Below are 22,958 nucleotides of genomic sequence, written 5' to 3'. Positions count from 1 at the left end.
GAAAATCTATAACGTCCAATAAATAAGGGTATCGTTTATACCTATTAGAATGAATAGGATACCTGATACAATCTGAACAACCTTCCCCCATTTTTTCATCCTTTTCACCAACCATTGGTCCAACTGAAAGGAATAAGCTGCAACAAACAAAATGATAAGAGGCATTGCCGTTCCCACCGCAAATATCGGCGGTAATGCCAGTCCATAAGAAACATTAAGCATCATCGGTGCTAATAAACCAAAGAAAACCCAGAACATCGTGGGGCAAAATCCCAGTGAGAAAGCAAATCCCATCAAAAATGCCTTGGTATTTCCATGAAAGGAATTGGCCCAAGTTTCAATTCGTTGTGAAACGGAAAATCCTATATTACCAGGGAGTCTCAGCCAACCGACAAAATATAATCCGATCAATAAAAACAAGGGGCCAATCAGTTTTCTTGCCCAAATGAAAACCGGCAGCGATTGATTGGAAACTTCTTTACCTATCAAAATGACCGCTGCACCAAGTAAAGTATAAACAACCGCTTTCCCCAGAAGATAAAATAATATCTCTATTCCCTTTCCCACTTGATGGATCGATCGTTGACTAAAATAAGTGATGGCTCCCATATTGGCAGAAACCTGACAAGGAGAAAGGGCCCCTACGATTCCTAATAATAACCCTCCCAAAATCGGAAGGCTTGTACCATAAAACATGGTGACAAAGGGTTGGCTAAACCAGGCACTCCACTGACTTAACCATTGATAGTATTCAATCATATTCTCACCTTCCCATCGCATGCTCTTCCATTATAGGCACCATCTAAACTTCATATTTTTTACTATCAGGCGTTTCTGAAGGAGATTCTCCATCTTTTTTCCACCACTTTTGCAATTCCTCTGTAAGATAAGGGGTTTGTTTTAAAATAAGGGAGCCGCTTTGGGAATCAATGACAGGTTCTCTCAATCCCTGAAACGGAAGTACGGTGATCAAATTTACTACCAGAATAATAATAAACAAAGACTCCAGTCCGGCTAAAATCAAGCCAAGGAATCGATTGGCAGTAGCTAATACCGGAACTTGAAATACAAAATGCAACAGATTCCCCAAAAACCGTATGACTAATCGGGCTGTAAAAAATAGAAGGGCAAAGGCAATGGCATTATAAAACATGGTTTCCAGTTGAAACACATCGGTCACAAAATCCAAAAAGGCATTTTCCTTTATGGAGGGAAAGGGGACCCATGTTTTCAAGACAGGACTTATAGCAGGAAAAAATCGGTAGGCAATCCACAGCGATAAGAAGAAACCTGCCAATTGAACCGATTGTCTGATGAATCCCCTTTGAAAGCCCATAAACAAACTTCCCGTTAAGAAAAGAACGATCACTAGATCAACCCAAGCTCCGCTCATTTATTGCCATTCACCCTTTTTCATATGTGATATTAATTCCTCATATTCCTTTTTCAGCCGAAGATATTCATCAGCAATATTCACCGCAGACAGAACAGCTAATTTTGCCGTATCCAGACTGGGGTTGATCTTTGCAATTTCTTCCATTTTATCATCCACATATCGAGCCACCGTTTTCATATGATCAATTGGAGCATTGCCTACTATCTTATAGGGTTGACCATATATTTCAACGGTAACTCTATTTTTATCATCCTTCTTCACATTTTGGCCCCCTTGACCAGATACAATTCTTCCTGAATGATTCTCTACAAGGTATGCAAAATCCTTCTGTTTATCGCAGTTCTCCACCATGTTCTACTCGTAAGGATGAAATTACTTTATCCTGCAATTGATTCACTTCCTCATCGGTAAGGGTCCGTTCCGGATGGCGGTAAATCAGAGAAAAAGCCACACTTTTTAAGCCTTTGCCAATTTTTTCGCCGACATACACGTCAAACAGGCGAATCTGTTCCAGTAAATCACCTGCAGCTTCTCTAATGGTTTTTTCCAAGCTTTCAGCGGGTATGGAATTATGAACCACGACCGCAATGTCCCTTGAAATCGATGGATATTTGGGCAGCTGGGTATATGTCCCCATTTCTTTCATATGGGAGAAGAGTTGATTCAGGTTTAACTCAAACACATAGGTTTCATCCAAATCATAATACCCTTCCCAAACCGGATGAACCTGTCCCAGATAGCCAAGCATTACCTGCTTACCCCCTGCTTCCAGCCAAATATTGGCCGTTCTTCCCGGATGCATCCCTTCCCTTACTGCCGATTGGTATCTTACCGTTACACCCAATTGGTCAAAAAGCTCTTCCAACATCCCTTTGATCAGGTAAAAGTCTGATGTTTGTGTCGATGCAACCCAATGATGAGCTACCCAAGGCCCGGTAATCAACCCTGCCAGATGGAGAAGTTCGTCGGGAAGTTTCGTCAAGGTTTCTTCTTCTGCTAAATAGACACGACCCATCTCAAATAATGCCACCTGTTGCTGTTGCCGATTTATATTATATGCTGCGGATTCCAACAAATGGGGAACCAGAGATGTGCGAAGTACACTTCTTTCCTCGCTCATGGGCATCGTAAGTGGAATCGGTCTTACATGCCCATGAATTCCCTCCCACTCCAGGCTCCGCCCATTGTCCGTAAAAGAATAGGTAATGGTTTCCGTAAGTCCCATTCCATTCAGCAGATCTTTGATCTTTCTTCGCAGATGCTGTTCTCTGGTTAGTCCGCCGGGATTTGCCGGACCTACCGGCAAAGTGGTGGGAATTTCATCATATCCGTATAAACGGGCCACTTCCTCGATTAAATCCGCCTCAATAGTGATATCTCCACGACGAGTGGGAATGTGAACAACTAAATGATCCCCTTCTTCTTCTGTAAGGAACTGTAGACGATCCATAATGGACTTTATCTGACTCCGGTTAAGATCTGTACCCAGAACCTCATTTACAACAGATATACGCAACGGAATGGATACCGGTTTCATCTGTACCGGATATTGATCAACCATCCCTTTCGCCACTTTTCCTCCAGCCAACTCTTCCATCAATTGGGCTGCCCGATCAAGGGCGAGAACTACCCGTTCGATATCAACCCCTTTTTCAAAACGAAGACTGGCCTCTGAACGTAGCCCCAGTTTGCGCGAAGTTTTTCGAATGGAAGGTCCGCTGAAATATGCCGATTCCAGTAGGATTTTTTTCGTTGAAGGCTTCACCTCTGAATTGGCACCTCCCATGACGCCGGCAATCCCTACCGGTTTGTTTCCATCCGTAATCAGGAGCATCCCTTCATCCAATGTTCGTTCTACTTCATCAAGTGTAACCATTTTCTCCCCGTCAAAAGCAGTTCGAACCACAATTTCACCGCCAGATACTTCATCATAATCAAAGGCATGAAGGGGTTGTCCATATTCCAGCATCACATAGTTGGTGATATCCACTACATTATTGATGGGTCGAATTCCCGCTGCCATTAACCGATTTTTCAGCCATTGCGGAGAGGGACCAAGCTGAACATTTTCTATATAGCGGGCGGTATATCGGTAACAATGATCAGGCTGATCAATCTGTACCTTGACATGCTCTTCCGTATCGGAATCCAGTTCCTCTTTTACTGCTGGAGAAGGGATTTTTACTTCTTTTCCCAGGATCGCCGCCACTTCATAAGCTACGCCAAGCATGCTTAGACAGTCAGATCGATTAGGAGTAAGATCCAACTCCAATACGTAATCCTGTAGGCCCAATACCTCCGTAATGTCCGTACCTATCTTCAGTTCTGGGGAAAGAACAAGGATTCCCTCCTGCTGTTCTTTGGAAAGGAGTTTATCTTTCAGCCCTAATTCTTTTGCAGAGCAAATCATCCCCTGGGATTCAATTCCCCTTAATTTTGCCCTTTTGATTTTAACACCCCCCGGAAGAGTTGCCCCTACGAGAGCAACAGGCACCTTTTGGCCGGCATTCACATTTTGTGCCCCGCACACAATTTGAAGCTCTTCTTTTCCCTCTTCCACACGAACCCTACATAGGCTCAATTTATCTGCTTCCGGATGTTTCTCCTTCGACGTAACATAACCGACCACGACTTTGGATACTCCTCGGTTTAAAGACTCCACCACATCTACGGCAATTCCGCTTAAGGTCAATTTGTCCGCCAATTCCTGGGGGGTGACATCTGATAAATCCACGTATTCTTTTAACCATTGGTAAGAAACTTTCATCTCTCAATCCCTCCTACACCCGTGAGAACTGTTTTAAAAAACGAAGGTCGCTCTGATAAAAATGCCGAATATCCTCAATTCCATATTTCAAAAGGGCAATTCGCTCCACACCCATACCAAAGGCAAAACCGGTGACCTTTTCAGAATCATAACCGGACATCTCCAACACCTTCGGATGGACCATCCCTGCACCCAAAATTTCAAGCCATCCTGTTTCTTTGCAAACCCGGCATCCCACACCATTACAAATGACACAAGAGATATCCACTTCCGCACTGGGCTCTGTAAAGGGGAAGAAGCTTGGACGCAAACGGATCCGCTGGTTTTCTCCAAACATCTGCTTTGCAAAGGCAAGTAATGTTCCCTTTAAATCACTCATCCGTATCCCTTTATCCACCACCAGTCCTTCTATCTGGGTAAACATATGGGAATGGGTGGCATCGTCATCATCCCTGCGATAAACTTTTCCCGGGCAAATGATTTTAACGGGAACTTCTCCCTGTTTTCTTTCCATAGTTCGGGCCTGCACCGGTGAAGTATGGGTCCGCATTAAGATCTCATCGGTAATGTAGAAAGAGTCCTGCATGTCCCGGGCCGGATGGTTCTTCGGCAAATTCAGAGCCTCAAAATTATAGTAATCCGTTTCTACTTCAGGTCCCTCCGCCACTTCAAAGCCCATAGCAATAAATATATCCTCAATCTCTTCAATCACCTTTGTTAATGGATGTCGGTTTCCAAAATGAACAGGGCGACCGGGAAGGGTGACATCAATGGTTTCTGACATCAACTTTTTCTGAAGGACTTCTCTTTCCAGCTCCTCTTTCTTTCTTTCCAAGGTGGATTCAATGGCAGCCCTTACGTCATTGGCCATTTGACCAATCACAGGCCTTTCTTCGGCTGAAAGCTTTCCCATTCCCCTCAGGATTTCCGTTAACGGGCCTTTTTTGCCCAGATACTTCACCCTTGCTTCATTTAATTCATTCATGTTTTTAGCGGCGTGGATGACTGCAATGGCTTCATCCCGCAATGCCGTTAGTTGTTCCTTCATATACAATATCCTCCTTTCAAAGGTTAAACATAAAAAACTCCTCATCTCAAGGGACGAGGAGTATCGCGGTACCACCCTAATTGAATCTGCCTGTAACAGCAGCATTCCACTTTGCAGTGATAACGGTCGTGACGGACCGGAATCCCCCTACTTGCCAGTTCAGGGGCCAGCTCCAGAGTGAAATTCATCGGCTCCTTCCATAGAGGGGCTTCCAGTCTACGGCACCCTCCTCCCTTTATGCAGGAACTCCGATTACTCTTCTCTTTCTTCGCCTTCTCAAATATTCATTACCTAACATTTATTTGTCCAACTACCTAACGCCATACGGACTCTCACTTCTTTACCGCTCATTATAGGCATAGAAGGAAATCGATGTCAACATCCATGTCTCCATCCATGTCGTTGGGATCTGTATCTCTGATTAGCTGCTTCATACATGAAAATGGAAGCGGCGGCTGCTACGTTAAGGGATTCTGCTCTTCCGTAAATGGGAATGGTTAATATTTGGTCAGCTTGTTCCATCATCCTTTGCTCCACACCCTGGGCTTCATTCCCCATGATAAGGGCAGCGCCGCTCTGAAAGGATGATTCATAATAAGGTGCCCCATTTAGACCTGTGGCATACAGAGGAATATTTTGACTCTTGCAAAAGGATATTATTCTTTCAGAATCGCTATGAATGACATGAATGTGAAACAAGGAACCCATGGTGGAGCGGACGACTTTCGGGTTATACACATCTACTGTTCCTTTTAGCAGAATCACGGCATCAAATCCGGCAGCATCTGCCGTACGTATCATTGTTCCCAGATTACCCGGATCCTGGATTCGATCGAGAACTAAAAATAGCGGCTGAATTTTGCGATTGTTCATTTGCTCACTTATCGATTCCAAGGATATTTCATTTATTTGAATGACGCCAATCACACCCTGGGGATTTTCCGTATCACTCAGCTTTCTTAACACCTGTTGATTGACAGGAATGAGATTTATTCTCCTATCAGCTGAGGGGTACATCCCCTTGGTCAAAGAAAGAATTTCATCGGGAAGTCCCATTGAACGATCATAAAAAAGGTGTGTGAGGGGTGCCTTTGACTTTAGCGCTTCCTCCACCAGATGAATTCCCTCAATAAGATAGGAGGACTGTTCTCTTCTTCCTTTATTTGTTAGAAGCTTGGCCATTCTTTTGATTAACGGATTATGTATTGAAGTAACGGGTTCCATTACATTTATGCCCTTTCTTCAAATTCCTTCAGGTCGTCATTGCTGCCCAGCACGACCAATACATCTCCCTCGATAATGATATCATCGGGGTTGGGAGCTACGTTCATCTTGCTGCCGCTTCGAATGGCAATCACATTACATCCGTATTTAGCCCGAATATCCATTTCTCTTAGAGTTTTGCCTGTACCCACCATTTTATTGCTCATGGAAACCTCGGCGATGGAATAATTATCCGCCAATTCAATAAAATCAAGGATGTTGGGCGAGATCAAATTATGGGCAACCCGTACTCCCATATCTCTTTCAGGAAAAACGACCCGATCAGCTCCTATTTTATAGAGAACTTGTCCATGCCGTTCATTCTGGGCTTTCACAACGATATACTTCACTCCCAGTTCCTTAAGGACAAGGGTGGTTAGGATGCTGGCCTGGATATCCTGCCCAATGGCAACAACAACCACATCAAAATTGCGGATCCCCAGGGATTTAAGGGCCTGCTCATCTGTACTGTCCGCCCGGACGGCATGGGTGACATGGTTGATATGTTCCTGAATCCGCTCTTCGTCGGTATCAATTGCCATCACGTCATAATCCATCTCATATAAGGTTTTAGCCACACTGGAACCAAAACGCCCCAGCCCAATGACGGCATACTGCTTTGCCATCCATTTCACTCCTCTCGATCCATCCAATACTCTGTTCATCGTTAAGTCACATATTTACCTTCTCATTATAACAAAAAACCGGATAATTACTATTTTCCCCGTGCATGAAAAAAAAGAGATTGGTAAGAATATGAAAAAGAAAAAGGAGGGTAAGAACATGGATATTGATTTAAGAAAAGCGGTTCTGATGAATATTCAAGGAAGTTCTGAAGAAGATTTGCGAAGTATGATTGTGGATGCCATTCAGACCCGGGAAGAAAAGGCCTTGCCCGGCCTTGGGGTGCTATTTGAAATCATGTGGAACAATACCGATAACAATTTCCAAAATCAAGTGCTAGATACTTTACAGGATGGCATCGGCAAACAAGAACGGGTTTCTGGAGTAAACGAAATTCTCAAATCTCAGTAAAAAAAAAGGGGGTGATGGATGCAATTCATTCACCCCAAATGATTTTCCCAAATTCATTTCACTTCATTCTATCATACTTGAATCGAACTGACCTTGAACCGGACTGACACCGTAAATTTATCCGACGGCTAACCGTTACTAAAACTCCCACTTCTATAAGCTAGCAGTTAAATGTGATAGGTGAGACAGCTTTTCCTTTATCGAATTTCTGTTTTAAAAATGCTTGCAAAATGACTCAGACAAAATTCATGGGCTTGATGATTAAAATCGGCCACACCTTCACGGTAAACAACCGTTTTAAGACCCTTGAAATAGGCCCCTTGAACAGTAGCATAAATACATATCGATGTACAAACTCCTGTGATGTGAACCTCGTTCACCCCGTGAGTTCTTAGGATTTCATCCAGTTCTGTGTTGTAGAATGCATCATATTTGGTCTTACCCAAAAGGATGACCTTTTCTTTCAGTTCATTTAGATTGCCATACGGTTCAGATCCCCAGGTCCCTTTAACACAATGGGGTGGCCAAATTTTGAATTCATCATCATTTGGCAAATGATTGTCATTGGCAAAAATGACTAATTGACCGTCTTTAAGAAATTCTTCCACTTTTTTTGCAATAAAAGGTACGATTTTTTGTCCAGCCTCACCACAAGTAAGAACCCCATTGTCGTGAACAAAATCATTGTTCATATCGACTACAAGCAATGCCTTCATTTTTCTAATCTCCCTTAAACAAAATTATATTATTCAACCCTAATATTCTCTAGCCAAAATGTAAGAATTTGACCTTCTTGCCCGAACACTTCTACCTCAACTGCAGTTACCAACTCATCTATATTAACGGGGGTCTTTAATTCCAATGTTATCCCAACTGAAAGTTCTTCACCTTTTTTTATCGTATATCCCTGTCCATCTGGGGAATATAAATCTTTACCTATTGTGATCTTCTTTTGACCAATCGATGAAACAAGTTGTTCATTATATAGGTTAATGGTTGCATAGAACGGACCCACATCAGATTTGCCTGAATTTTTAAGGGTAATCATAAATGCGATTAAGGTCCCGTCTTTATTAAGTACGATGAGACTTTCTTCTTTAACAGGCTTTAATTCACTTTTCCCAGGTACAATTAATGGGATCTCTTCTTTATATTCCCCTTCCTCATCTTGCCATGTAATGGTAAAAACTGAATCGGCAAAAATTTCATAAAGATCATCTTTATTTTTCAAATCAATATTTTGGGATGGACCCGTTACAAAAAGATCCATGGTTTGATTAGGCTGAAAATTAGGTTGTTTGACATTACCGGAGAATATACTATTATTGCTAAATTTCACATCATAATCGATATACTTAATTTCCTTGTCCGTTAACTTCTTCAATTTTCCTGCATAAATGAAATTGGGCACTTTTCCCTTGGATGGCTTTACTTCAAGGGTGAATTCCCAATTGAGGGTACGATTGGTTAATGCATACTCCCTATTGGATTTTTCAATAATATAAAGGAAAAGTCCTATCATGAAAATAATAATGATGAGCAAAGGGATGACCCTTTTCTTATACATATCTCCACCCCATAACTAAAAAGAAAAACTCTGTTGAAACAAGAAATTATTTTTTTATAAAATAAACTAATGCACTAATAATCAAAAGAATAAATATTACAACCATTAATATATTTTTCCCACTTAAAAATATTCCATTATATTCCATCATAAGTTCATGCCTCCTAGTAGAAAGTATAAGAGGGTTTCATTTTCAATTAATGAAATAGAACTCATTTACTCTCCTAATCAGCAAATTTAATAAGAAATCAAAAAGTTAATTATTCCGATCAAAATAATCAAAATTGTTGGGATCACAATGATCAATATCATTCGTTTCGCTAAATCATTATTATTATTATCCATATTTTTATTATAAACCTTCCTCTCAGTTGGTAATATTCATGATTGTTGTAATGAATTTCCCACTGCCAGCGATGCAGGGGTTTCTTGCTTCTATGACCGGATACAGTATCCCGATAATAGATCAACGTACTTTTTATTTGTTTTCCAATAATTTCATCACAGTTTCACTTATTCGCTTATTTTCTTCATGAAAATTTCTATCAAAAAGCACAGTCAACTCTGTAATCCCATCTTCCTGGTTCTTATCTAAACTAGGGTGTTGAAGAAAAATAGTATCCCCTATTTCATTACCAATACCAAAACTGATTTTAACTACTCTGTATACAGTTATATATTTATTATTGTAATTAATGGAAATATACTCTGGATCATCATAAATAAATTCAACCAATTCTCCCTTATTTCGATACATTTCAATATCCTTAGGCGACAATTCTCTAGCAATTCTACTTATCTCCGGTGAATGATTAATTCTTTGAACTAGCTCGTTATAAACTAATTGAGAGGTTTTCCCAGAAATATCTTTTGAGCCCCATCTAATCGTATTAGGTTCTTTAATAAGATTTTGTTTAAATAAAGTTTCTAGCGATTGTTTTTTTAAATCCTGACTATTACAACCACTACTTAAAACTAGAACAATCAAAACCAAAAACAAGTATAAAATTCTTAACATAAGTACCTCCGAAGACTACAAATTTGACAAGTCAATGCGACTTATTGAAGTGATGCTACTTCTTCTTCAATTAGATCTTTTAATTGTTCAACCATTCTACTATGATATTTTATTTCATCTTCGTTTTCATTTTTTGGATATAATTCTTTAATTAGTTAATAATGGTACTTGAATATTAAAGGAAAATGAGCAAATCAATTCGGATGACGTTCAAACCGAAAAGGAGGAGTCGCCTGATTCTTACAAGAGTGCATACCTACTTATAAATAACCGTCATGATGCTCCGGAAGAAGTGTTACAAACATATATAAAACGCTGGTGAATTGGCAGTTTGCAAGATGAATTGAGTTATTTTGGTCAGAGCATTATTTAATGCTTCTTTGGGTTACTCCCAGACCAGAAATTTACCAATGTTTACCTTCAACTGCGTAGGTTATGTATTTCAAATTGATAAAACAAATAATGTAATTCCTAACAGAATATAAATTCCAATATTTACAATCACTGATTCATACTTTTTCTCTGCAATTGAATAAAAAAATACCCCAAATAATATAGTCTCTATGAGATGTAAAAGCTCGTAATTATCATTATGAGCTAGTTTAAATATACCAAATGCAAATAATAAATATAACCCAATTTTTTCTATTTCTCCTTTATAGGTTTTCTCCAATATCCGATATAAAATAAACACAACTATTACAACTATAATAATTTGCTCTAAAAAATTATTCTTAATAAAAAAGTTTGAGTATAATATTTGCAGATTAATGACGGTAAGGAGATACTGTGCCTTTTTTTCTCTTTCTGTTTTATATTTCTTTTCAATAATTATATAAAAAGGCAGAATCATTAATAATGATAAAATAAGTTTAGAAATCATAATTTCACTCTTTTCTTGGATAAATCCCCCATCTAACAAATTAGATGGGGACAATATTAATCATATAACAATTAAGATTTCATATGCATCTTCTACATCACCATGTGCAACTCCAGAAACACTCCAAATTTGGTATGCTAAAACAGCAGAAATTCCTAATCCGCCAATTAGTCCAATAACCGTTGCTGCAGTTATATAATGCTCCCATAGGGTGAGACACGGGAGCGTGATAAATAAGTTATAATAGAGCTATGAAAAAACGAAACCGATATACCGCAGAATTTAAAACAAAGGTGGTTCTCGAGGTCATGCGCGAAGAGCAGACCGTCAATGAGATAGCTGCCAAATATGAACTAAATCCCGTGATGATTAGTCGATGGAAGGCCGAGTTCTTAGAGCGCTCCTCAATGGTATTTGAAAAGGGACAAAGTGAGATGGATAAAGTTCGCAAAGAATATGAATCGAAACAGGAACATCTAGAGAAGCTGGTCGGTCAATTAACCGTTGAAATTGACTGGCTCAAAAAAAATCTGGACTTAAATAAATCGCTCCAGGAACGGAAGAACATGATCGAACGCGATCATCCGACGATCAGTATCAAGCGGCAGGCGGCCCTGAGTAATTGCAAGAACTTATAAGCTGTTAGTTTCTTGACGTACCTATCAATGTCAATAACATTGATAAGATTTGTAAAATTTTTTGAATCAAGTGCAGATAATAGTTCCTTTATTGCGGATTTTGTGGTATCCTTGTCCATAGCTTCTCCTTATTATTAGGGATTTTGACAGGACTATCTGTTACCTTTGGTTAACAAGAACTATGGATTAATTGGATACAAAAATATGGTTTCTGTATTAATCTCCTTATTCTTACCCCATGCTACTGTAATTTTTGCGTACTCAATTTCTTTACTAAGTTCTTCAAAATTAAGGTTTGTTGTACCACCTGAATAGTTGTTTTCCCCGTAAGATTTCCAATTTGAAATATCCTGCCCCGTTAATTCATTAGATTGCTCACCTATCTTGTTAGTATTATATGAAGTTGTATATTTCAAATAATCTATATTCAGCTTTTTCTTTGGTTTTATTACCGTGTTAACAAAATATTTACCATCCATTACTTTGACTGTAACTGTACTGAACCATTGTTCAGATTCTCCCTGAAGTATAATCGCAGGATCATTTCCACAACCTTGTAATAAAAATAAAAAGAATAAGAGTAACATTTTTACCATTATTTTTCTCATAATTTCACCACCACAAAATTTGTATAAACCCCCCAAGCCTGAGAAAATTTCGGGGGGGATTTTGTACACTTTTTTATTTAATAGGTGGCACTGATGCTGTACCAAATCCGGCACTTAATTCATCAGACCAGGTTGAAGTACCCCTCTTAAAGTCAAATCTTACATTCATGGCATTCCAAGTATCGTTTTCAATGATACTTATATGGCCCCAATCTGCTGGAGTTTTATGATATTCTATCCCAGAACTGGGGGAGTCAATATAGTAGCTATTAGATACTCCATACACACTATAAATTATGTTACTTGGATCTTCATACTTCATCCCTTTTGCATCAGCATATATGCTCATTTTTGTATTAACTACTTGCGAATCCAATTGATCCCATTTTGCCATATAGTCGAGTGCTTTAACCCACCTGTTGTCTAACATTTCATATTTAAAATTAGCATAAATCGTATAACTAATAGAGGAACTTGTTTTTTTATCAGATCTATCACCTATTGAAGAAATACTTACCGTATTTTCCTTTTCCTTATTTTTATTTTTAGCTTCAACAATTATATAGGTAGAATAAGTTGTTTTAATTTTACCATTCTTTTTAGATTTTTCTTCCTTAATTTTTTGGGTTGTTTCATAGATGGTGCGATAGCGGGGTCTTACGACCCAGATTCATCAAATCAGATTTTCTTTGTCACTTTTTCATAGATCTTTTGACACTACCCAAATCATACACCAACAAAAAATCACTGCAATAGATTTTGGATAACTAAGAATAAATTTGGTATAAATCCTTAATTTGCCGGAATAAAATCCGTTGATATCATGTTCTAAAGAATTTATCCCTGAAAACACCTAATTTATCCTCAATTTATAAGGAATTATCCTCTTTCTCTTGCTTTTATCGTCCAATTATAGGAAACTGTTCTTGAAAATATCTAAATTATCCCACCAAAGGTTGATTGTGTATGATCACCCGTTTATCTCAAAATCTAGCAAAACGTCTGGCAAAGCAAACTCATCAATCTCAAAATGAAGATCATATTCGCTATGGACTGGAAGTCATAATTGGTTATTCGATCAAAATTGTCCTTTTGTTCATACTCGCTTATAGCTTTGGCATCACTTTGCCCGTTCTTTTCCTGGTACTCACATTCGCGGGATTACGAATAGTCTCTGGAGGAACCCATTTATCCACTTATCTTTCCTGTATGGTGTTTAGCCTGCTTTCTTTCTTGCTACTGTCATGGTTGTCCGTTATTGGAGCATTACAATATAAAAATCACATGATCCTGTTAAACAGCGCTACTCTAATGACCGGTTTATTTATTTGCTACAAATACGCTCCTTATGAAAATAGTCGAGCTGGAAACCGCAATCGCAACATACGTTTCAAAATACTATCTATTATTTTTCTTTCTGCTTGGTACCTTACTGTAACATTGGGATATATTTTAGAGGTTGATTCAACCTGGCATTTCATACTTAAATTCAGATATTTGCTTTTCTTTTACAATAAAATAATTTGTGTTGGCATCTATTGTCAGTAAGACCGATTGCTTATTCTGTTTAATAATATTAACGTCTTCCAGTTCTCCCAATAGTGGCATCGTTGGAATTTTTCCTTTAAACTGTCCGATTAACTTCTCATAACGATCTGCATCATATTCTTTTTCTGAAAGGGAATTTAAAAATTCTTTGATGTTTTCTAAGGCTTCCCCCGTATAATACTTTGATAATACTTCAAGAACTTGCTCCGTATTACGATTTTCAGCACTTTTTCCCCATTCCTTGCTGATTAGCTCTGCGGCCTTGGCCACAGCAATTCTGGTATCCAGATATATTCCCTGTTTTTCTTCAAAAGTGATCTTCTGCTCAGTGCTGCATCCCATCATGAATAATAATAGAAAAGATATAGCAGTTATCCGAGTTAGAATGAGTTTCAAATCAAGTAGCACCTCCTTCCTTACCGTTTTCAGAAGCAATCCTTTCATCTTTCAATGTCACTCAGAATACTGCAAGTTAAGGGATTCCTCCTGTCTCTAATCCTATCTTAATCAAAATATTTTTCAATAAATTTTGGATAATTCAGAATAAAATAGGTATAATTCCTTGATTTTCTAGGATGATTTTGGAACCATTAGGCATCAAAATCATTGATGGTGAGGAATAAACACCCGTTATTTATGGTATCTGTATTAATAAATCTCATTTTAGAACATGATAATAAAGCATGGGTATAATTTTCCCAAAACATCACAGGTTGGTTGACAATTCAGAGGGGGTTGAATAGTGGAGGAATATAAAAAAAACAGTTTGACTCTAACAGGTGCAATAGGTTTAGGTACCGGAGTGATGATCGGAGCAGGAATATTCGCACTCATGGGGCAAGTTGCTGAATTGGCCGGGACATTTTTTCCATTCACTTTTATTGTAGGTGCAATTGTTACCGCGTTCAGCGCTTATTCATATATTAAAATGTCAAACGCATTTCCTTCAGCCGGTGGAATTGCCATTTTTTTAGTGAATGCCTATGGTAAAAGCACGATTGCAGCGACGGCTTCACTTTCAATGGCTATTTCAATGGTGATTAATCAAAGTCTTGTTGCTCGTACGTTCGCCGTGTACACACTTCAATTATTCAATGTTAAATCAGAAAATTTTCTTGTTCCAGTTATAGGTGTTGCGCTCCTTGCTTTTGCTTTTGTAATGAATATTTCCCGCAACCGATTTATCGAAGTCTTCTCTTCGATCACATCCTTACTCAAAATTGGCGGTATTGCCGTATTCGCAATTGTTGGATTATGGATCTCAAATTTTTCTTTTGACAGCATGAAAGAAAGTGTGCCTGATCAAACCATTAGTGGATATGTTGCTGCTGTAGCGTTGACCCTTATCGCTTTCAAAGGATTTACAACAATCACCAACAGCGGTTCAGAAATTATTGACCCTCATCGAAATGTAGGCAGAGCGATCATTATTTCCACCTCCATTGTTGCAGTTATTTATATATTAGTAGCTTGGGCAGTAGCAAGTAATCTTTCTTTAGGTGAGATTATTCAAGCTAGAGACTTCGCGTTAGCAGAAGCGGCACGACCAGCCTTTGGCAATTACGGACTATGGTTTACAGTAAGTATAGCGATTATCGCAACCGTTTCCGGTGTAGTTGCAAGTGTTTTTGCCGTATCCCGTATGACAGCCATGCTTACAGACATGAAATTAATTCCTCATAGGCACTTTAAGATGCCAGGAAGTATTCAAAAACACATGGTTGTCTACATGATTGTGATTGCCATGATTTTAACAATTTCATTTGATTTAAGCAGAATTGCCTCTCTTGGGGCTATCTTATATTTGGTTATGGACATTATTGTTCACTGGGGAGTCTTGCGGCATCTTCTCGATAAAATCAAAGCAAATCCTTATATTGTAATCACAGCGATTGTTTTTGATGTAGTTGTATTAAGCGCTTTCCTTTGGGTAAAAGCAACCACCGATATTTTTGTAATCGTAGCCTCCTTTATTATGATGCTGCTTATTTTCTTCGCTGAAAAGTTCTTTTTAAAGTCAATTTGACCTAATAATAATCAAAACTCTACAATGGATAAATGATAATCGACAAAAGGGATGCGCTTATGGCATCCCTTTTTACTACAAATCATATTTTGGACGACTATCACTTCTTAATTGGAGTAAACCACCTTCAAACTCCAATCTGAAGTAAATTTCCTCTATCTTACCGATGCTCCTTTAGTTCAGCCACTTTGGCGGCATCCAGCTTCTTAATCACTTCCACCATCAATTTCACCGCATGATCAAAATCATCCCGATGAAGGATGGAAGCATGGCTGTGGATGTAACGGGTCGCAACGCTAATTACCATGGACGGAACCCCTTTTCCATGGAGATGCATACGACCGGCATCGGTTCCTCCACCTGCCATAGCATCGTACTGATACGGAATCTTGTGCTCCTCGGCCGTTTCAATCACCAGATCCCGCAGACCACGATGGGGCACCATGGTGGCATCATATATGAGAATTTGCGGACCCTCACCCATTTTGGATTGAGCATACTCCGATGGCATTCCTGGTGTGTCGCCAGCAATTCCCACATCGACGGCAAAGGCAATATCGGGTTCAACCGTATTTACCGAGGTTAAAGCACCCCGTAATCCCACTTCTTCCTGGACGGTTCCGACTCCATAAACGGTATTGGGATGGCTTTCCTCAGATAGACGTCGGAGTACTTCAATGGCAATGGCACAGCCAATCCGGTTATCCCAGGCTTTGGCCATTAACATTTTAGGATTTTTCATCACCGTAAATGGACATACAGGGATAATGGGATCTCCGGGGCGAACACCCATCTTCTCCGCTTCCTCTTTGCTGGTTGCCCCGATATCAATAAACATATCTTTTTTCTCCACCGGCTTCTTTTTTGCTTCCGGTGGCAAAACATGTGGTGGAACGGATCCAATCACCCCTTCAATCACTCCCTTTCGGGTATGAATGGTGACTCTCTGAGCCAGCATCACCTGCTCCCACCAACCCCCCAATGCCTGAAAACGTAGGAAGCCTTTATCGGTAATCATCGTGACCATAAAGGCTACTTCATCCAAGTGTCCGGCTACCATAATCTTCGGCTGTTCTGAAGCTCCCTTTTTCATCGCAATGAGACTTCCCAAGTTATCGGTTGTTACTGAATCAGCATAGGGTTCTATGTATTTTCTCATCACATCTCTGGCAGGCCCCTCAAATCCAGGAGCACCGGGAGCTTCCGTTAACTCTTTAAACATTTGTAATGTGCGATCCAATTCCATCGGTTACCCTCCTATTATCAAAATACAGGTATATTATACCAACCTATGCATGGATTTCATACATAAAATTTCGAAAAACGAAACACCCTGCCAAAATGCTCATGTAAAACTCCGACAGGGTCATAATCAATATTAAATGAATTCATCCGTTTAACTAAACACATCCGTCGTTAAATATCTTTCACCGGTATCTGGAGCCATGCAGACTACCCGTTTTCCTTGACCAAGCCTTTTGGCCACCTTTAAAGCAGCAAATACAGAGGCCCCTGATGAAGGCCCAACCAATATCCCCTCTAATCTGGCCAACTTTTTGGTTACTTCTGCCGTTTCCTCATCGGTCACATGAATGATTTCATCATAGATTTCCTGATTTAATATAGGCGGTATAAATCCAGGGCTGGTTCCCGGTATTTTGTGGGGTCCCGGCTGTCCTCCGGCCAATACGGGAGAATTCTTGGGTTCCACCACAGCGATATGAAGATTGGGGTATTTTTTTCTCAGCACCTCACCTGCCCCGGTGATGGTCCCGCCAGTTCCTGCCGTTGCTACAAAGGCATCCAATTGATCTCCCATCTGGGCAATGATTTCTGGTCCAGTTGTTTTCCGATGAATGGCCGGGTTGGCCCAGTTTTCAAATTGCATGGGCATAAAGCTGTTTGGAATTTCTTTTAAAAGTTCCTGTGCTTTGCGGATGGCTCCTGGCATTCTCTCATTTCCCGGAGTCAATACTACCTCAGCCCCATATGCTTTCAAAATATTGATCCTTTCTTCACTCATGGTATCCGGCATCGTCAGTATCGCTCGGTATCCTTTCGCCGCTGCTACCAGAGCCAAACCAATTCCAGTATTGCCGCTGGTCGGTTCGATAATGGTTGCTCCCGGCTTCAACAGGCCTGCCTTTTCCGCCTCGGCAATCATATTGGAAGCGGTTCTATCCTTGACACTTCCTCCAGGGTTAAACTTTTCTAGCTTCACAAATACCTCTGCATCATGGGGCCCAACGATTCTGTTTAATTTGACCAGCGGCGTTCTGCCAATGGTTTCCATGATATGATTGAAAACATTATTCATGAACCCTTTTCCCCTTTTCCACGGTTTCGCCTTCCCATTCCAGCATACCACCCTTCAAATTATACAGCTTGGCAAACCCCAATTCATTTAAAAGATAAGCAGCAAACACGCTTCTTCTTCCACTTCGGCAAACGATCAAGATATCTTCATCGGGGTTTAGCTCCCCCGCCCTTTGTTCCAGTTCATCCAGAGGAATGTGAACGGCATCAGGAATCATCCCTTGTTCCACTTCCTCATCCCTGCGAACATCAAGGATTCGGTAATGATGACCTTTAGGATATTGTTTGCTGAAATCCCTTGCTTCTATATCGATATATACCTTTTGATCCTCCATTTTTCACACCTCGATTTCATTAAGTCTAAAATTATTATTCATCAAATCATGTTTCTGCCATTTCTTTATATTGTAACAAACCCCATCCGAATAGTAATCATTTTCTGCCCATTTAATGTGCAATTAAAATAAACGGGAAAAGACTTCTGTTCCGCCTTTTTCATGGGGGTCGTAGGTAACAAGAAGCAGGCTTTTCTGTTTCTTAATTGTCCCGGTTTCAAGATACTCCTTTAAGTTAAAGGGAAGAATCTCGATCATTCCGTGTTTGTGGAGCTCCCTTTCAGTCCATCCTTTCCCATGAAACTTGTCCCCCATTCGAGCAGGTTGCTCTAATATTTTTTTCATGATTGAAGCAAATTCCTGTTTATCCAGCGAAAACTCCCACCAGGTTTTCCTCGGTTTGTACTTATGTCCTCTCAAATAATCAAATTTCATCAGTCCAACGGCCACATCCATATTTCTAATATTCCTATCCTTTAAGAATTGTAAAAGGCGAACAAATAAATCCTCTAGCTGGTGACCAATTCTTCTCCATCCCTTTGATTCCCAGTAATCCCCAAATTCCTGAAAAAAATCAAAGGGGGAATCAAAATTCTCGGCGATCAGATACTGAACGGTCGTGTCCATGCGATGGGCATTCCAATATTTTTCCAACACATCTTCTACTCTCTTGATTCGGATCACATCGTCAAAGGAAAGAACATCATTGTAGAGAATTTCGTAGGGAGCATGTTCCATATAGACATATCCGTATTGATCTGCATTTTTTCTCACTTCTGTTCCTCGCAGCATTTTTAAGAATCCCAACTGCAGTTCTTCTGGCTTTAATGCAAACACATCATTAAAGGTTTTCCGGAATGATTGATAATCCTCCCCTGGAAGACCGGCAATCAAATCCAAATGCTGATCAATTTTTCCACTCTCTTTGATTTTAACTACCGTTCTTGTCAGCTTTTGAAAGTTTTGTCTGCGTTTGACTATGGCATTGGTCTCATCATTGGTGGACTGAACTCCAATTTCAAAGCGAAAGATGCAGGGCGGAGCGTGTTCCGTTAAGTAATCAAGGACTTCCGGCCGCATAATATCAGCGGTAATCTCGAATTGGAAGATGGTATCCCGATGATTGTCGATCAGAAATTGAAAAACCTCCATGGCATAGGAACGGTTAATATTAAAGGTCCGATCAACAAATTTTATTGTTTTGATTCCCGCCTTTATCAGTCGAAGCAAGTCTTCCTTGACCCGTTCCATCGGAAAATAACGAACCCCGAACTCAATAGAAGAAAGGCAATAAGAGCAGGTAAAGGGACACCCTCTACTGCATTCATAATAAACGATCCGATTTTTTAGTCCCTTTAAGTCCTCCAAATCTCGATACGGAGATGGAATCTCTGTCAAATTCACCTTCGGCCTAGGAGGGGTAATCACAGGCTGCCCGTCCTTTAGATACCCGATGCCAAAAACCATGTGATACTTCTGGTCAGCGGCTATTTCTGTAAGCAAATGGTGGAAGGTTTCCTCTCCTTCCCCATATACAATGAAGTCTACCCCAGGTAGCCTCTGGAGCCATTCATCTATGTCATAGGAAACCTCAGGTCCTCCAATGATGATTTTCACATCTGGCTTCACCTGTTTTAGCATTTTTATCACTGGAATGGTTTCTTCAATGTTCCATATATAGCAGGAGAAGGCCACCACATCCGGATGCAATTGATAAATTTCACTCACGATATTTAGTGCCACATCATTTATGGTAAATTCTTTAATGGCAATCTGGGGAAAATCCTTCTCCGCATAGGCTTTCAAATATCTGAGTGCCAGCGAGGTATGAATATATTTGGCATTCAGTGTCGCTAACACAATATTCACTGATTTCTCTCCTTTCACTGTATTGACGGAATTAAAAAATTCACATCTATCGTTTAGTAAGATATTATCAGGTTAACATGATTCACTTATACGTCAATAGTATGATTGCTGGTTGGCAATATGATAGTAAAAGTACTTCCTTTACCAATTGTACTTTCTACAGTTATTTCCCCACCATGGGCCTGGATGATAGAATGAGCAATAGATAATCCTAAACCAGTGCCTCCTGATTTTTTCGTACGAGATTGTTCCACACGATAGAAACGCTGAAAGATATGAGATAATTCCTCTTTAGGAATCCCTACTCCATCATCTTTAACGATGAATTGGATATAATTTGCAGACCCTGTTTCTTTATTTTTTTCTACGACAAACTCAACGCATCCACCTTGGGGTGTGTAATTTAAAGCATTATGTAATAAAATGTATAATACTTGTTGAATTTTCTCCTTATCTACATAGATAACTCCTTGGTATCGCTGCTCAAATATTAAAGTTATTTTCTTTTTCATTGCCAGATATCCAATATTTCTTACTATTGAAGAGACAAGTTCGTTTACTCCAATCCATTTTTTATCCATTTGTAATTGGTTTGAATCTGCCCTAGCTATCATCAATAGATCTGAAACAAGTCCTGACATACGCTTGATTTCCTGTTTCATATCATCCAATAATTGTTGTCCAAATAGAGACATTTTTTCTTTTTCCTCCTCTTCCAAAATTTCTGTTGAAGAAAGGAGTATTCCTAAAGGAGTACGAAGTTCATGGGAAGCATCTGCGGTAAACTTTTTTTGCCGTTCCATGGATTGGATAATCGGCACTATCGCTTTTCCCGCCATAAAATATCCAGACACGGCTGCAATGATGACAAATAAAAACGCGATCCCAGCCATCACATAGAGAAAGTTTTTAAAGACGTGCTGAATACCTGTTACATCCTGTCCGACAAAAAAAAGTCCCAATTGCTTGCCCTCTACAATGATCTCTTGGCCCACAATTGCCAATGTTCTTCCATTCTTCATTGTAAAAAGGAATAATTGATTTTCCTTTGGTTTTTTTCTCTCTATTTCTGATAATATACTTTTCCTTAGTTCAGGATTCCCCTCTACACCATAAACCAATGCTCCATTATTGTTGAAAACATAATAAAATCCATTAGAGCCAGGTTCCCTCCGTATATCAAGCGGTTTACCGGGAGTCCATTCAAGCAGCTGACGAGAAGAATTATTTTTTTCCTTGAGACCGTATGCCAACAGCTCCTGTTTTTCTTCATAATACAAGATTTCAACAAAGGAAAAGTAAATCATGAACAGAAAAAAAAGTAGGACGACCATCATCACCCCACTGTACCACCATGTTAATCTATGTTTTATTTTTTTAAACATTCTTTTCACCCCATTCGCCCTACTTTTGAATGGTATATCCAAAACCACGTATGCTTTTAATTAGTTTTTTGGAATACCCTTTATCCACCTTTTTCCTTAACAGACGTATATAAGCATCTACTGTATTTCGAGTGACTTCTGCATCATATCCCCAAATCCGGTCAAGGATAACTTCACGGGTTAAAACCTGTCCCTTGTTCATCATTAAAAGGGATAATAACTGGTATTCTCTTTGAGTCAAAATGATTTCTGTACCGTCCCGTGTTACTTTGTGTGTTTTTGTATCTAAATAAAGATTGTCTGCCGATAATACCTCTTCTTTTAATGGTAGAGGTTTCCTTTTTCCCAAAGCTCTAATTCTGGCTACTAGTTCCTCAAATTCGAAGGGTTTAACTAAATAATCATCTGCTCCGGAATCAAATCCCCTGATCTTATCATCTAATTCATCTTTTGCAGTAAGGATAAGAATTGGAGTTTGATCTTTTTGTTCTCTGATTTGCTGACACACTTGCACCCCGCTTAAACCCGGCATCATCCAGTCTAAAATAATCAGGTCATATCCTCCCATCAGAGCATACCCCAAGGCTGTTTCTCCATCAGGAGCATAGTCTACGGTATTCATATTCTTTTGCAATTTATGAATAATGAGTTTGCTTAGCTGCTCATCATCTTCTGCCAACAGAATGTGCATCATTTACACCTCTTTGATAAAAGATGGTAAAAAACCGAAGAGTAAGCAGGAAAAGTACAATACCTCCCGTAGCTCCATAAAAAAAGATAAAAAAGAAGGTTCTTGCGTCTGTTCCAATGAAAAGACTATGAAACAACGCAAATAGATAAGTGGGAAAAGAGAAAATATGAATGATTCGCCATATCTTTTTCCCTAAATACTTGAAAATGTCGGAACTAATCAATAATATAGCCATTCCATATAAAGAGAGAATTCCCAATGTAGTCCATAACAGAGTCTGCTTTCTATAAAAAGGGATAAAGATCTCCCTCCAGGTGAATGGGGAATATGAGTCGAAATAGAGTACCATCCCGTGAAAAAGGGCAAAAAGGAATCCGAACCAGGCTGACCATTGATGAATCAAGGTAAACATGACATACAGTTTACCATTTAGTATCTTAAGGGATAAAACAAGCCCTGTTGAAATAGACACAAACAAAAGAAAGTAAGAGGTAACCGCTGCTGCCCTGGACGTTTCCCAAATGGGAAACCATTCCTCTATATTGACATTTGAGAGGATACCCAT

25 protein-coding genes and 1 other annotated feature are annotated in these 22,958 nt (G+C 39.6%); of the genes, 4 read left to right on the top strand and 21 right to left on the bottom strand.

What is annotated here, in order from left to right; translation table 11 throughout:
* Positions 1-6: 6 nt before the first annotated feature.
* The 7 genes from L1765_RS00735 to L1765_RS00705 form a co-directional block, all read right to left on the bottom strand.
* Positions 7-759: a sulfite exporter TauE/SafE family protein gene (locus L1765_RS00735; RefSeq protein WP_236403282.1), complete on the bottom strand. Its 753-nt coding sequence runs from the start codon at positions 757-759 to the stop codon at positions 7-9.
* 43 nt (positions 760-802) lie between these two features.
* Positions 803-1,393, bottom strand: coding sequence for a CvpA family protein (locus tag L1765_RS00730; protein WP_236403280.1), 591 nt, complete (start codon positions 1,391-1,393; stop codon positions 803-805).
* Positions 1,394-1,657, bottom strand: a complete 264-nt coding sequence (zapA, locus tag L1765_RS00725; RefSeq protein WP_236403278.1) for a cell division protein ZapA — start codon at positions 1,655-1,657, stop codon at positions 1,394-1,396.
* A 70-nt stretch (positions 1,658-1,727) separates the two neighbouring features.
* Positions 1,728-4,163, bottom strand: coding sequence for a phenylalanine--tRNA ligase subunit beta (gene pheT / locus L1765_RS00720; RefSeq protein WP_236403276.1), 2,436 nt, complete (start codon positions 4,161-4,163; stop codon positions 1,728-1,730).
* A gap of 13 nt (positions 4,164-4,176) precedes the next feature.
* Positions 4,177-5,211 carry a phenylalanine--tRNA ligase subunit alpha gene (gene pheS / locus L1765_RS00715; RefSeq protein WP_236403275.1) on the bottom strand — a complete coding sequence of 345 codons (1,035 nt, stop codon included), beginning with the start codon at positions 5,209-5,211 and terminating at the stop codon, positions 4,177-4,179.
* 46 nt (positions 5,212-5,257) lie between these two features.
* Positions 5,258-5,489 (bottom strand) — a binding site (T-box leader).
* 97 nt (positions 5,490-5,586) lie between these two features.
* Positions 5,587-6,435 carry a TrmH family RNA methyltransferase gene (locus tag L1765_RS00710; RefSeq protein WP_236403269.1) on the bottom strand — a complete coding sequence of 283 codons (849 nt, stop codon included), beginning with the start codon at positions 6,433-6,435 and terminating at the stop codon, positions 5,587-5,589.
* Between the two features lie 5 nt (positions 6,436-6,440).
* Positions 6,441-7,100 (bottom strand): potassium channel family protein, encoded by a 660-nt coding sequence (locus tag L1765_RS00705; protein WP_236403980.1) that lies wholly within the window; start codon positions 7,098-7,100, stop codon positions 6,441-6,443.
* A gap of 157 nt (positions 7,101-7,257) precedes the next feature.
* Here L1765_RS00705 and sspI point away from each other — a divergent pair, with 157 nt between their 5' ends.
* Complete coding sequence (gene sspI, locus L1765_RS00700) at positions 7,258-7,509, top strand: small acid-soluble spore protein SspI (RefSeq protein WP_236403267.1); 252 nt, start codon at positions 7,258-7,260, stop codon at positions 7,507-7,509.
* A 197-nt stretch (positions 7,510-7,706) separates the two neighbouring features.
* Here the strand turns inward: sspI and L1765_RS00695 are convergent, their stop codons facing one another.
* From L1765_RS00695 to L1765_RS00680, 4 genes are all read right to left on the bottom strand, one after another.
* Positions 7,707-8,225 carry a cysteine hydrolase family protein gene (locus L1765_RS00695; RefSeq protein ID WP_236403266.1) on the bottom strand — a complete coding sequence of 173 codons (519 nt, stop codon included), beginning with the start codon at positions 8,223-8,225 and terminating at the stop codon, positions 7,707-7,709.
* Positions 8,226-8,254: 29 nt separating this feature from the next.
* Positions 8,255-9,076 carry a hypothetical protein gene (locus L1765_RS00690; RefSeq protein ID WP_236403265.1) on the bottom strand — a complete coding sequence of 274 codons (822 nt, stop codon included), beginning with the start codon at positions 9,074-9,076 and terminating at the stop codon, positions 8,255-8,257.
* A gap of 478 nt (positions 9,077-9,554) precedes the next feature.
* Positions 9,555-10,094: a hypothetical protein gene (locus tag L1765_RS00685; RefSeq protein ID WP_236403263.1), complete on the bottom strand. Its 540-nt coding sequence runs from the start codon at positions 10,092-10,094 to the stop codon at positions 9,555-9,557.
* Between the two features lie 442 nt (positions 10,095-10,536).
* Positions 10,537-10,977 (bottom strand): hypothetical protein, encoded by a 441-nt coding sequence (locus L1765_RS00680; protein ID WP_236403262.1) that lies wholly within the window; start codon positions 10,975-10,977, stop codon positions 10,537-10,539.
* Between the two features lie 251 nt (positions 10,978-11,228).
* Here L1765_RS00680 and L1765_RS00675 point away from each other — a divergent pair, with 251 nt between their 5' ends.
* Entirely contained in the window at positions 11,229-11,615 is a 387-nt protein-coding gene (locus L1765_RS00675) for a transposase (protein WP_407942171.1), read from the top strand.
* A 179-nt stretch (positions 11,616-11,794) separates the two neighbouring features.
* On the opposite strand, the gene L1765_RS00670 is transcribed toward L1765_RS00675, so the two are convergent.
* A complete protein-coding gene (locus L1765_RS00670; RefSeq protein WP_236403254.1) occupies positions 11,795-12,223 on the bottom strand; it encodes a hypothetical protein in 429 nt (142 codons plus the stop codon).
* 73 nt (positions 12,224-12,296) lie between these two features.
* A complete protein-coding gene (locus L1765_RS00665; protein WP_236403252.1) occupies positions 12,297-12,617 on the bottom strand; it encodes a hypothetical protein in 321 nt (106 codons plus the stop codon).
* A 572-nt stretch (positions 12,618-13,189) separates the two neighbouring features.
* Here L1765_RS00665 and L1765_RS16155 point away from each other — a divergent pair.
* A complete protein-coding gene (locus L1765_RS16155; RefSeq protein ID WP_407942170.1) occupies positions 13,190-13,771 on the top strand; it encodes an accessory gene regulator ArgB-like protein in 582 nt (193 codons plus the stop codon).
* Here the strand turns inward: L1765_RS16155 and L1765_RS00660 are convergent.
* Positions 13,688-14,167, bottom strand: coding sequence for a hypothetical protein (locus L1765_RS00660; RefSeq protein ID WP_236403249.1), 480 nt, complete (start codon positions 14,165-14,167; stop codon positions 13,688-13,690). The two genes, L1765_RS16155 and L1765_RS00660, sit on opposite strands and share 84 nt — an antisense overlap.
* Before the next feature lie 346 nt (positions 14,168-14,513).
* On the opposite strand from L1765_RS00660, the gene L1765_RS00655 reads away from it, so the two are divergent.
* Positions 14,514-15,797, top strand: a complete 1,284-nt coding sequence (locus L1765_RS00655) for an APC family permease (RefSeq protein ID WP_236403247.1) — start codon at positions 14,514-14,516, stop codon at positions 15,795-15,797.
* A gap of 160 nt (positions 15,798-15,957) precedes the next feature.
* Here the strand turns inward: L1765_RS00655 and L1765_RS00650 are convergent, their stop codons facing one another.
* The 7 genes from L1765_RS00650 to L1765_RS00620 all read right to left on the bottom strand — a co-directional run bounded on the left by L1765_RS00650 (position 15,958) and on the right by L1765_RS00620 (position 22,958).
* Entirely contained in the window at positions 15,958-17,043 is a 1,086-nt protein-coding gene (locus L1765_RS00650) for a M42 family metallopeptidase (RefSeq protein WP_236403245.1), read from the bottom strand.
* A 150-nt stretch (positions 17,044-17,193) separates the two neighbouring features.
* A complete protein-coding gene (cysK, locus tag L1765_RS00645) occupies positions 17,194-18,114 on the bottom strand; it encodes a cysteine synthase A (RefSeq protein WP_236403244.1) in 921 nt (306 codons plus the stop codon).
* Positions 18,107-18,448, bottom strand: a complete 342-nt coding sequence (locus tag L1765_RS00640; protein WP_236403243.1) for a rhodanese-like domain-containing protein — start codon at positions 18,446-18,448, stop codon at positions 18,107-18,109. Before L1765_RS00640 ends, cysK begins: the two co-directional genes overlap by 8 nt.
* 123 nt (positions 18,449-18,571) lie before the next feature.
* Positions 18,572-20,317: a B12-binding domain-containing radical SAM protein gene (locus tag L1765_RS00635; protein WP_236403242.1), complete on the bottom strand. Its 1,746-nt coding sequence runs from the start codon at positions 20,315-20,317 to the stop codon at positions 18,572-18,574.
* Between the two features lie 86 nt (positions 20,318-20,403).
* A complete protein-coding gene (locus L1765_RS00630; protein ID WP_236403241.1) occupies positions 20,404-21,702 on the bottom strand; it encodes a sensor histidine kinase in 1,299 nt (432 codons plus the stop codon).
* Between the two features lie 19 nt (positions 21,703-21,721).
* A complete protein-coding gene (locus L1765_RS00625; RefSeq protein WP_236403240.1) occupies positions 21,722-22,393 on the bottom strand; it encodes a response regulator transcription factor in 672 nt (223 codons plus the stop codon).
* Positions 22,368-22,958 (bottom strand): ferric reductase-like transmembrane domain-containing protein, encoded by a 591-nt coding sequence (locus tag L1765_RS00620; protein WP_236403238.1) that lies wholly within the window; start codon positions 22,956-22,958, stop codon positions 22,368-22,370. Before L1765_RS00620 ends, L1765_RS00625 begins: the two co-directional genes overlap by 26 nt.

The sequence above is a fragment of the Microaerobacter geothermalis genome (assembly GCF_021608135.1).
GTDB lineage: Bacteria > Bacillota > Bacilli > DSM-22679 > DSM-22679 > Microaerobacter > Microaerobacter geothermalis.
The sequence above is the reverse complement of the archived record's forward strand: the minus strand, read 5'-3'. Positions and strand labels throughout refer to the sequence as shown.

What these genes read in the sequence shown, in the direction of transcription:
- L1765_RS00690 (WP_236403265.1), bottom strand. Translation starts at nt 9,076, where the DNA reads ATGTATAAGAAAAGGGTCATCCCTTTGCTCATCATTATTATTTTCATG.
- L1765_RS00685 (WP_236403263.1), bottom strand. Translation starts at nt 10,094, where the DNA reads ATGTTAAGAATTTTATACTTGTTTTTGGTTTTGATTGTTCTAGTTTTA.
- L1765_RS00710 (WP_236403269.1), bottom strand. Translation starts at nt 6,435, where the DNA reads ATGGAACCCGTTACTTCAATACATAATCCGTTAATCAAAAGAATGGCC.
- L1765_RS00680 (WP_236403262.1), bottom strand. Translation starts at nt 10,977, where the DNA reads ATGATTTCTAAACTTATTTTATCATTATTAATGATTCTGCCTTTTTAT.
- L1765_RS00730 (WP_236403280.1), bottom strand. Translation starts at nt 1,393, where the DNA reads ATGAGCGGAGCTTGGGTTGATCTAGTGATCGTTCTTTTCTTAACGGGA.
- cysK (WP_236403244.1), bottom strand. Translation starts at nt 18,114, where the DNA reads ATGAATAATGTTTTCAATCATATCATGGAAACCATTGGCAGAACGCCG.
- pheS (WP_236403275.1), bottom strand. Translation starts at nt 5,211, where the DNA reads ATGAAGGAACAACTAACGGCATTGCGGGATGAAGCCATTGCAGTCATC.
- L1765_RS00735 (WP_236403282.1), bottom strand. Translation starts at nt 759, where the DNA reads ATGATTGAATACTATCAATGGTTAAGTCAGTGGAGTGCCTGGTTTAGC.
- L1765_RS00670 (WP_236403254.1), bottom strand. Translation starts at nt 12,223, where the DNA reads ATGAGAAAAATAATGGTAAAAATGTTACTCTTATTCTTTTTATTTTTA.
- L1765_RS16155 (WP_407942170.1), top strand. Translation starts at nt 13,190, where the DNA reads ATGATCACCCGTTTATCTCAAAATCTAGCAAAACGTCTGGCAAAGCAA.
- L1765_RS00640 (WP_236403243.1), bottom strand. Translation starts at nt 18,448, where the DNA reads ATGGAGGATCAAAAGGTATATATCGATATAGAAGCAAGGGATTTCAGC.
- L1765_RS00695 (WP_236403266.1), bottom strand. Translation starts at nt 8,225, where the DNA reads ATGAAGGCATTGCTTGTAGTCGATATGAACAATGATTTTGTTCACGAC.
- L1765_RS00705 (WP_236403980.1), bottom strand. Translation starts at nt 7,100, where the DNA reads ATGGCAAAGCAGTATGCCGTCATTGGGCTGGGGCGTTTTGGTTCCAGT.
- L1765_RS00630 (WP_236403241.1), bottom strand. Translation starts at nt 21,702, where the DNA reads ATGTTTAAAAAAATAAAACATAGATTAACATGGTGGTACAGTGGGGTG.
- L1765_RS00675 (WP_407942171.1), top strand. Translation starts at nt 11,229, where the DNA reads ATGAAAAAACGAAACCGATATACCGCAGAATTTAAAACAAAGGTGGTT.
- L1765_RS00620 (WP_236403238.1), bottom strand. Translation starts at nt 22,958, where the DNA reads ATGGGTATCCTCTCAAATGTCAATATAGAGGAATGGTTTCCCATTTGG.
- L1765_RS00650 (WP_236403245.1), bottom strand. Translation starts at nt 17,043, where the DNA reads ATGGAATTGGATCGCACATTACAAATGTTTAAAGAGTTAACGGAAGCT.
- L1765_RS00665 (WP_236403252.1), bottom strand. Translation starts at nt 12,617, where the DNA reads ATGGCAAAATGGGATCAATTGGATTCGCAAGTAGTTAATACAAAAATG.
- pheT (WP_236403276.1), bottom strand. Translation starts at nt 4,163, where the DNA reads ATGAAAGTTTCTTACCAATGGTTAAAAGAATACGTGGATTTATCAGAT.
- sspI (WP_236403267.1), top strand. Translation starts at nt 7,258, where the DNA reads ATGGATATTGATTTAAGAAAAGCGGTTCTGATGAATATTCAAGGAAGT.
- L1765_RS00625 (WP_236403240.1), bottom strand. Translation starts at nt 22,393, where the DNA reads ATGCACATTCTGTTGGCAGAAGATGATGAGCAGCTAAGCAAACTCATT.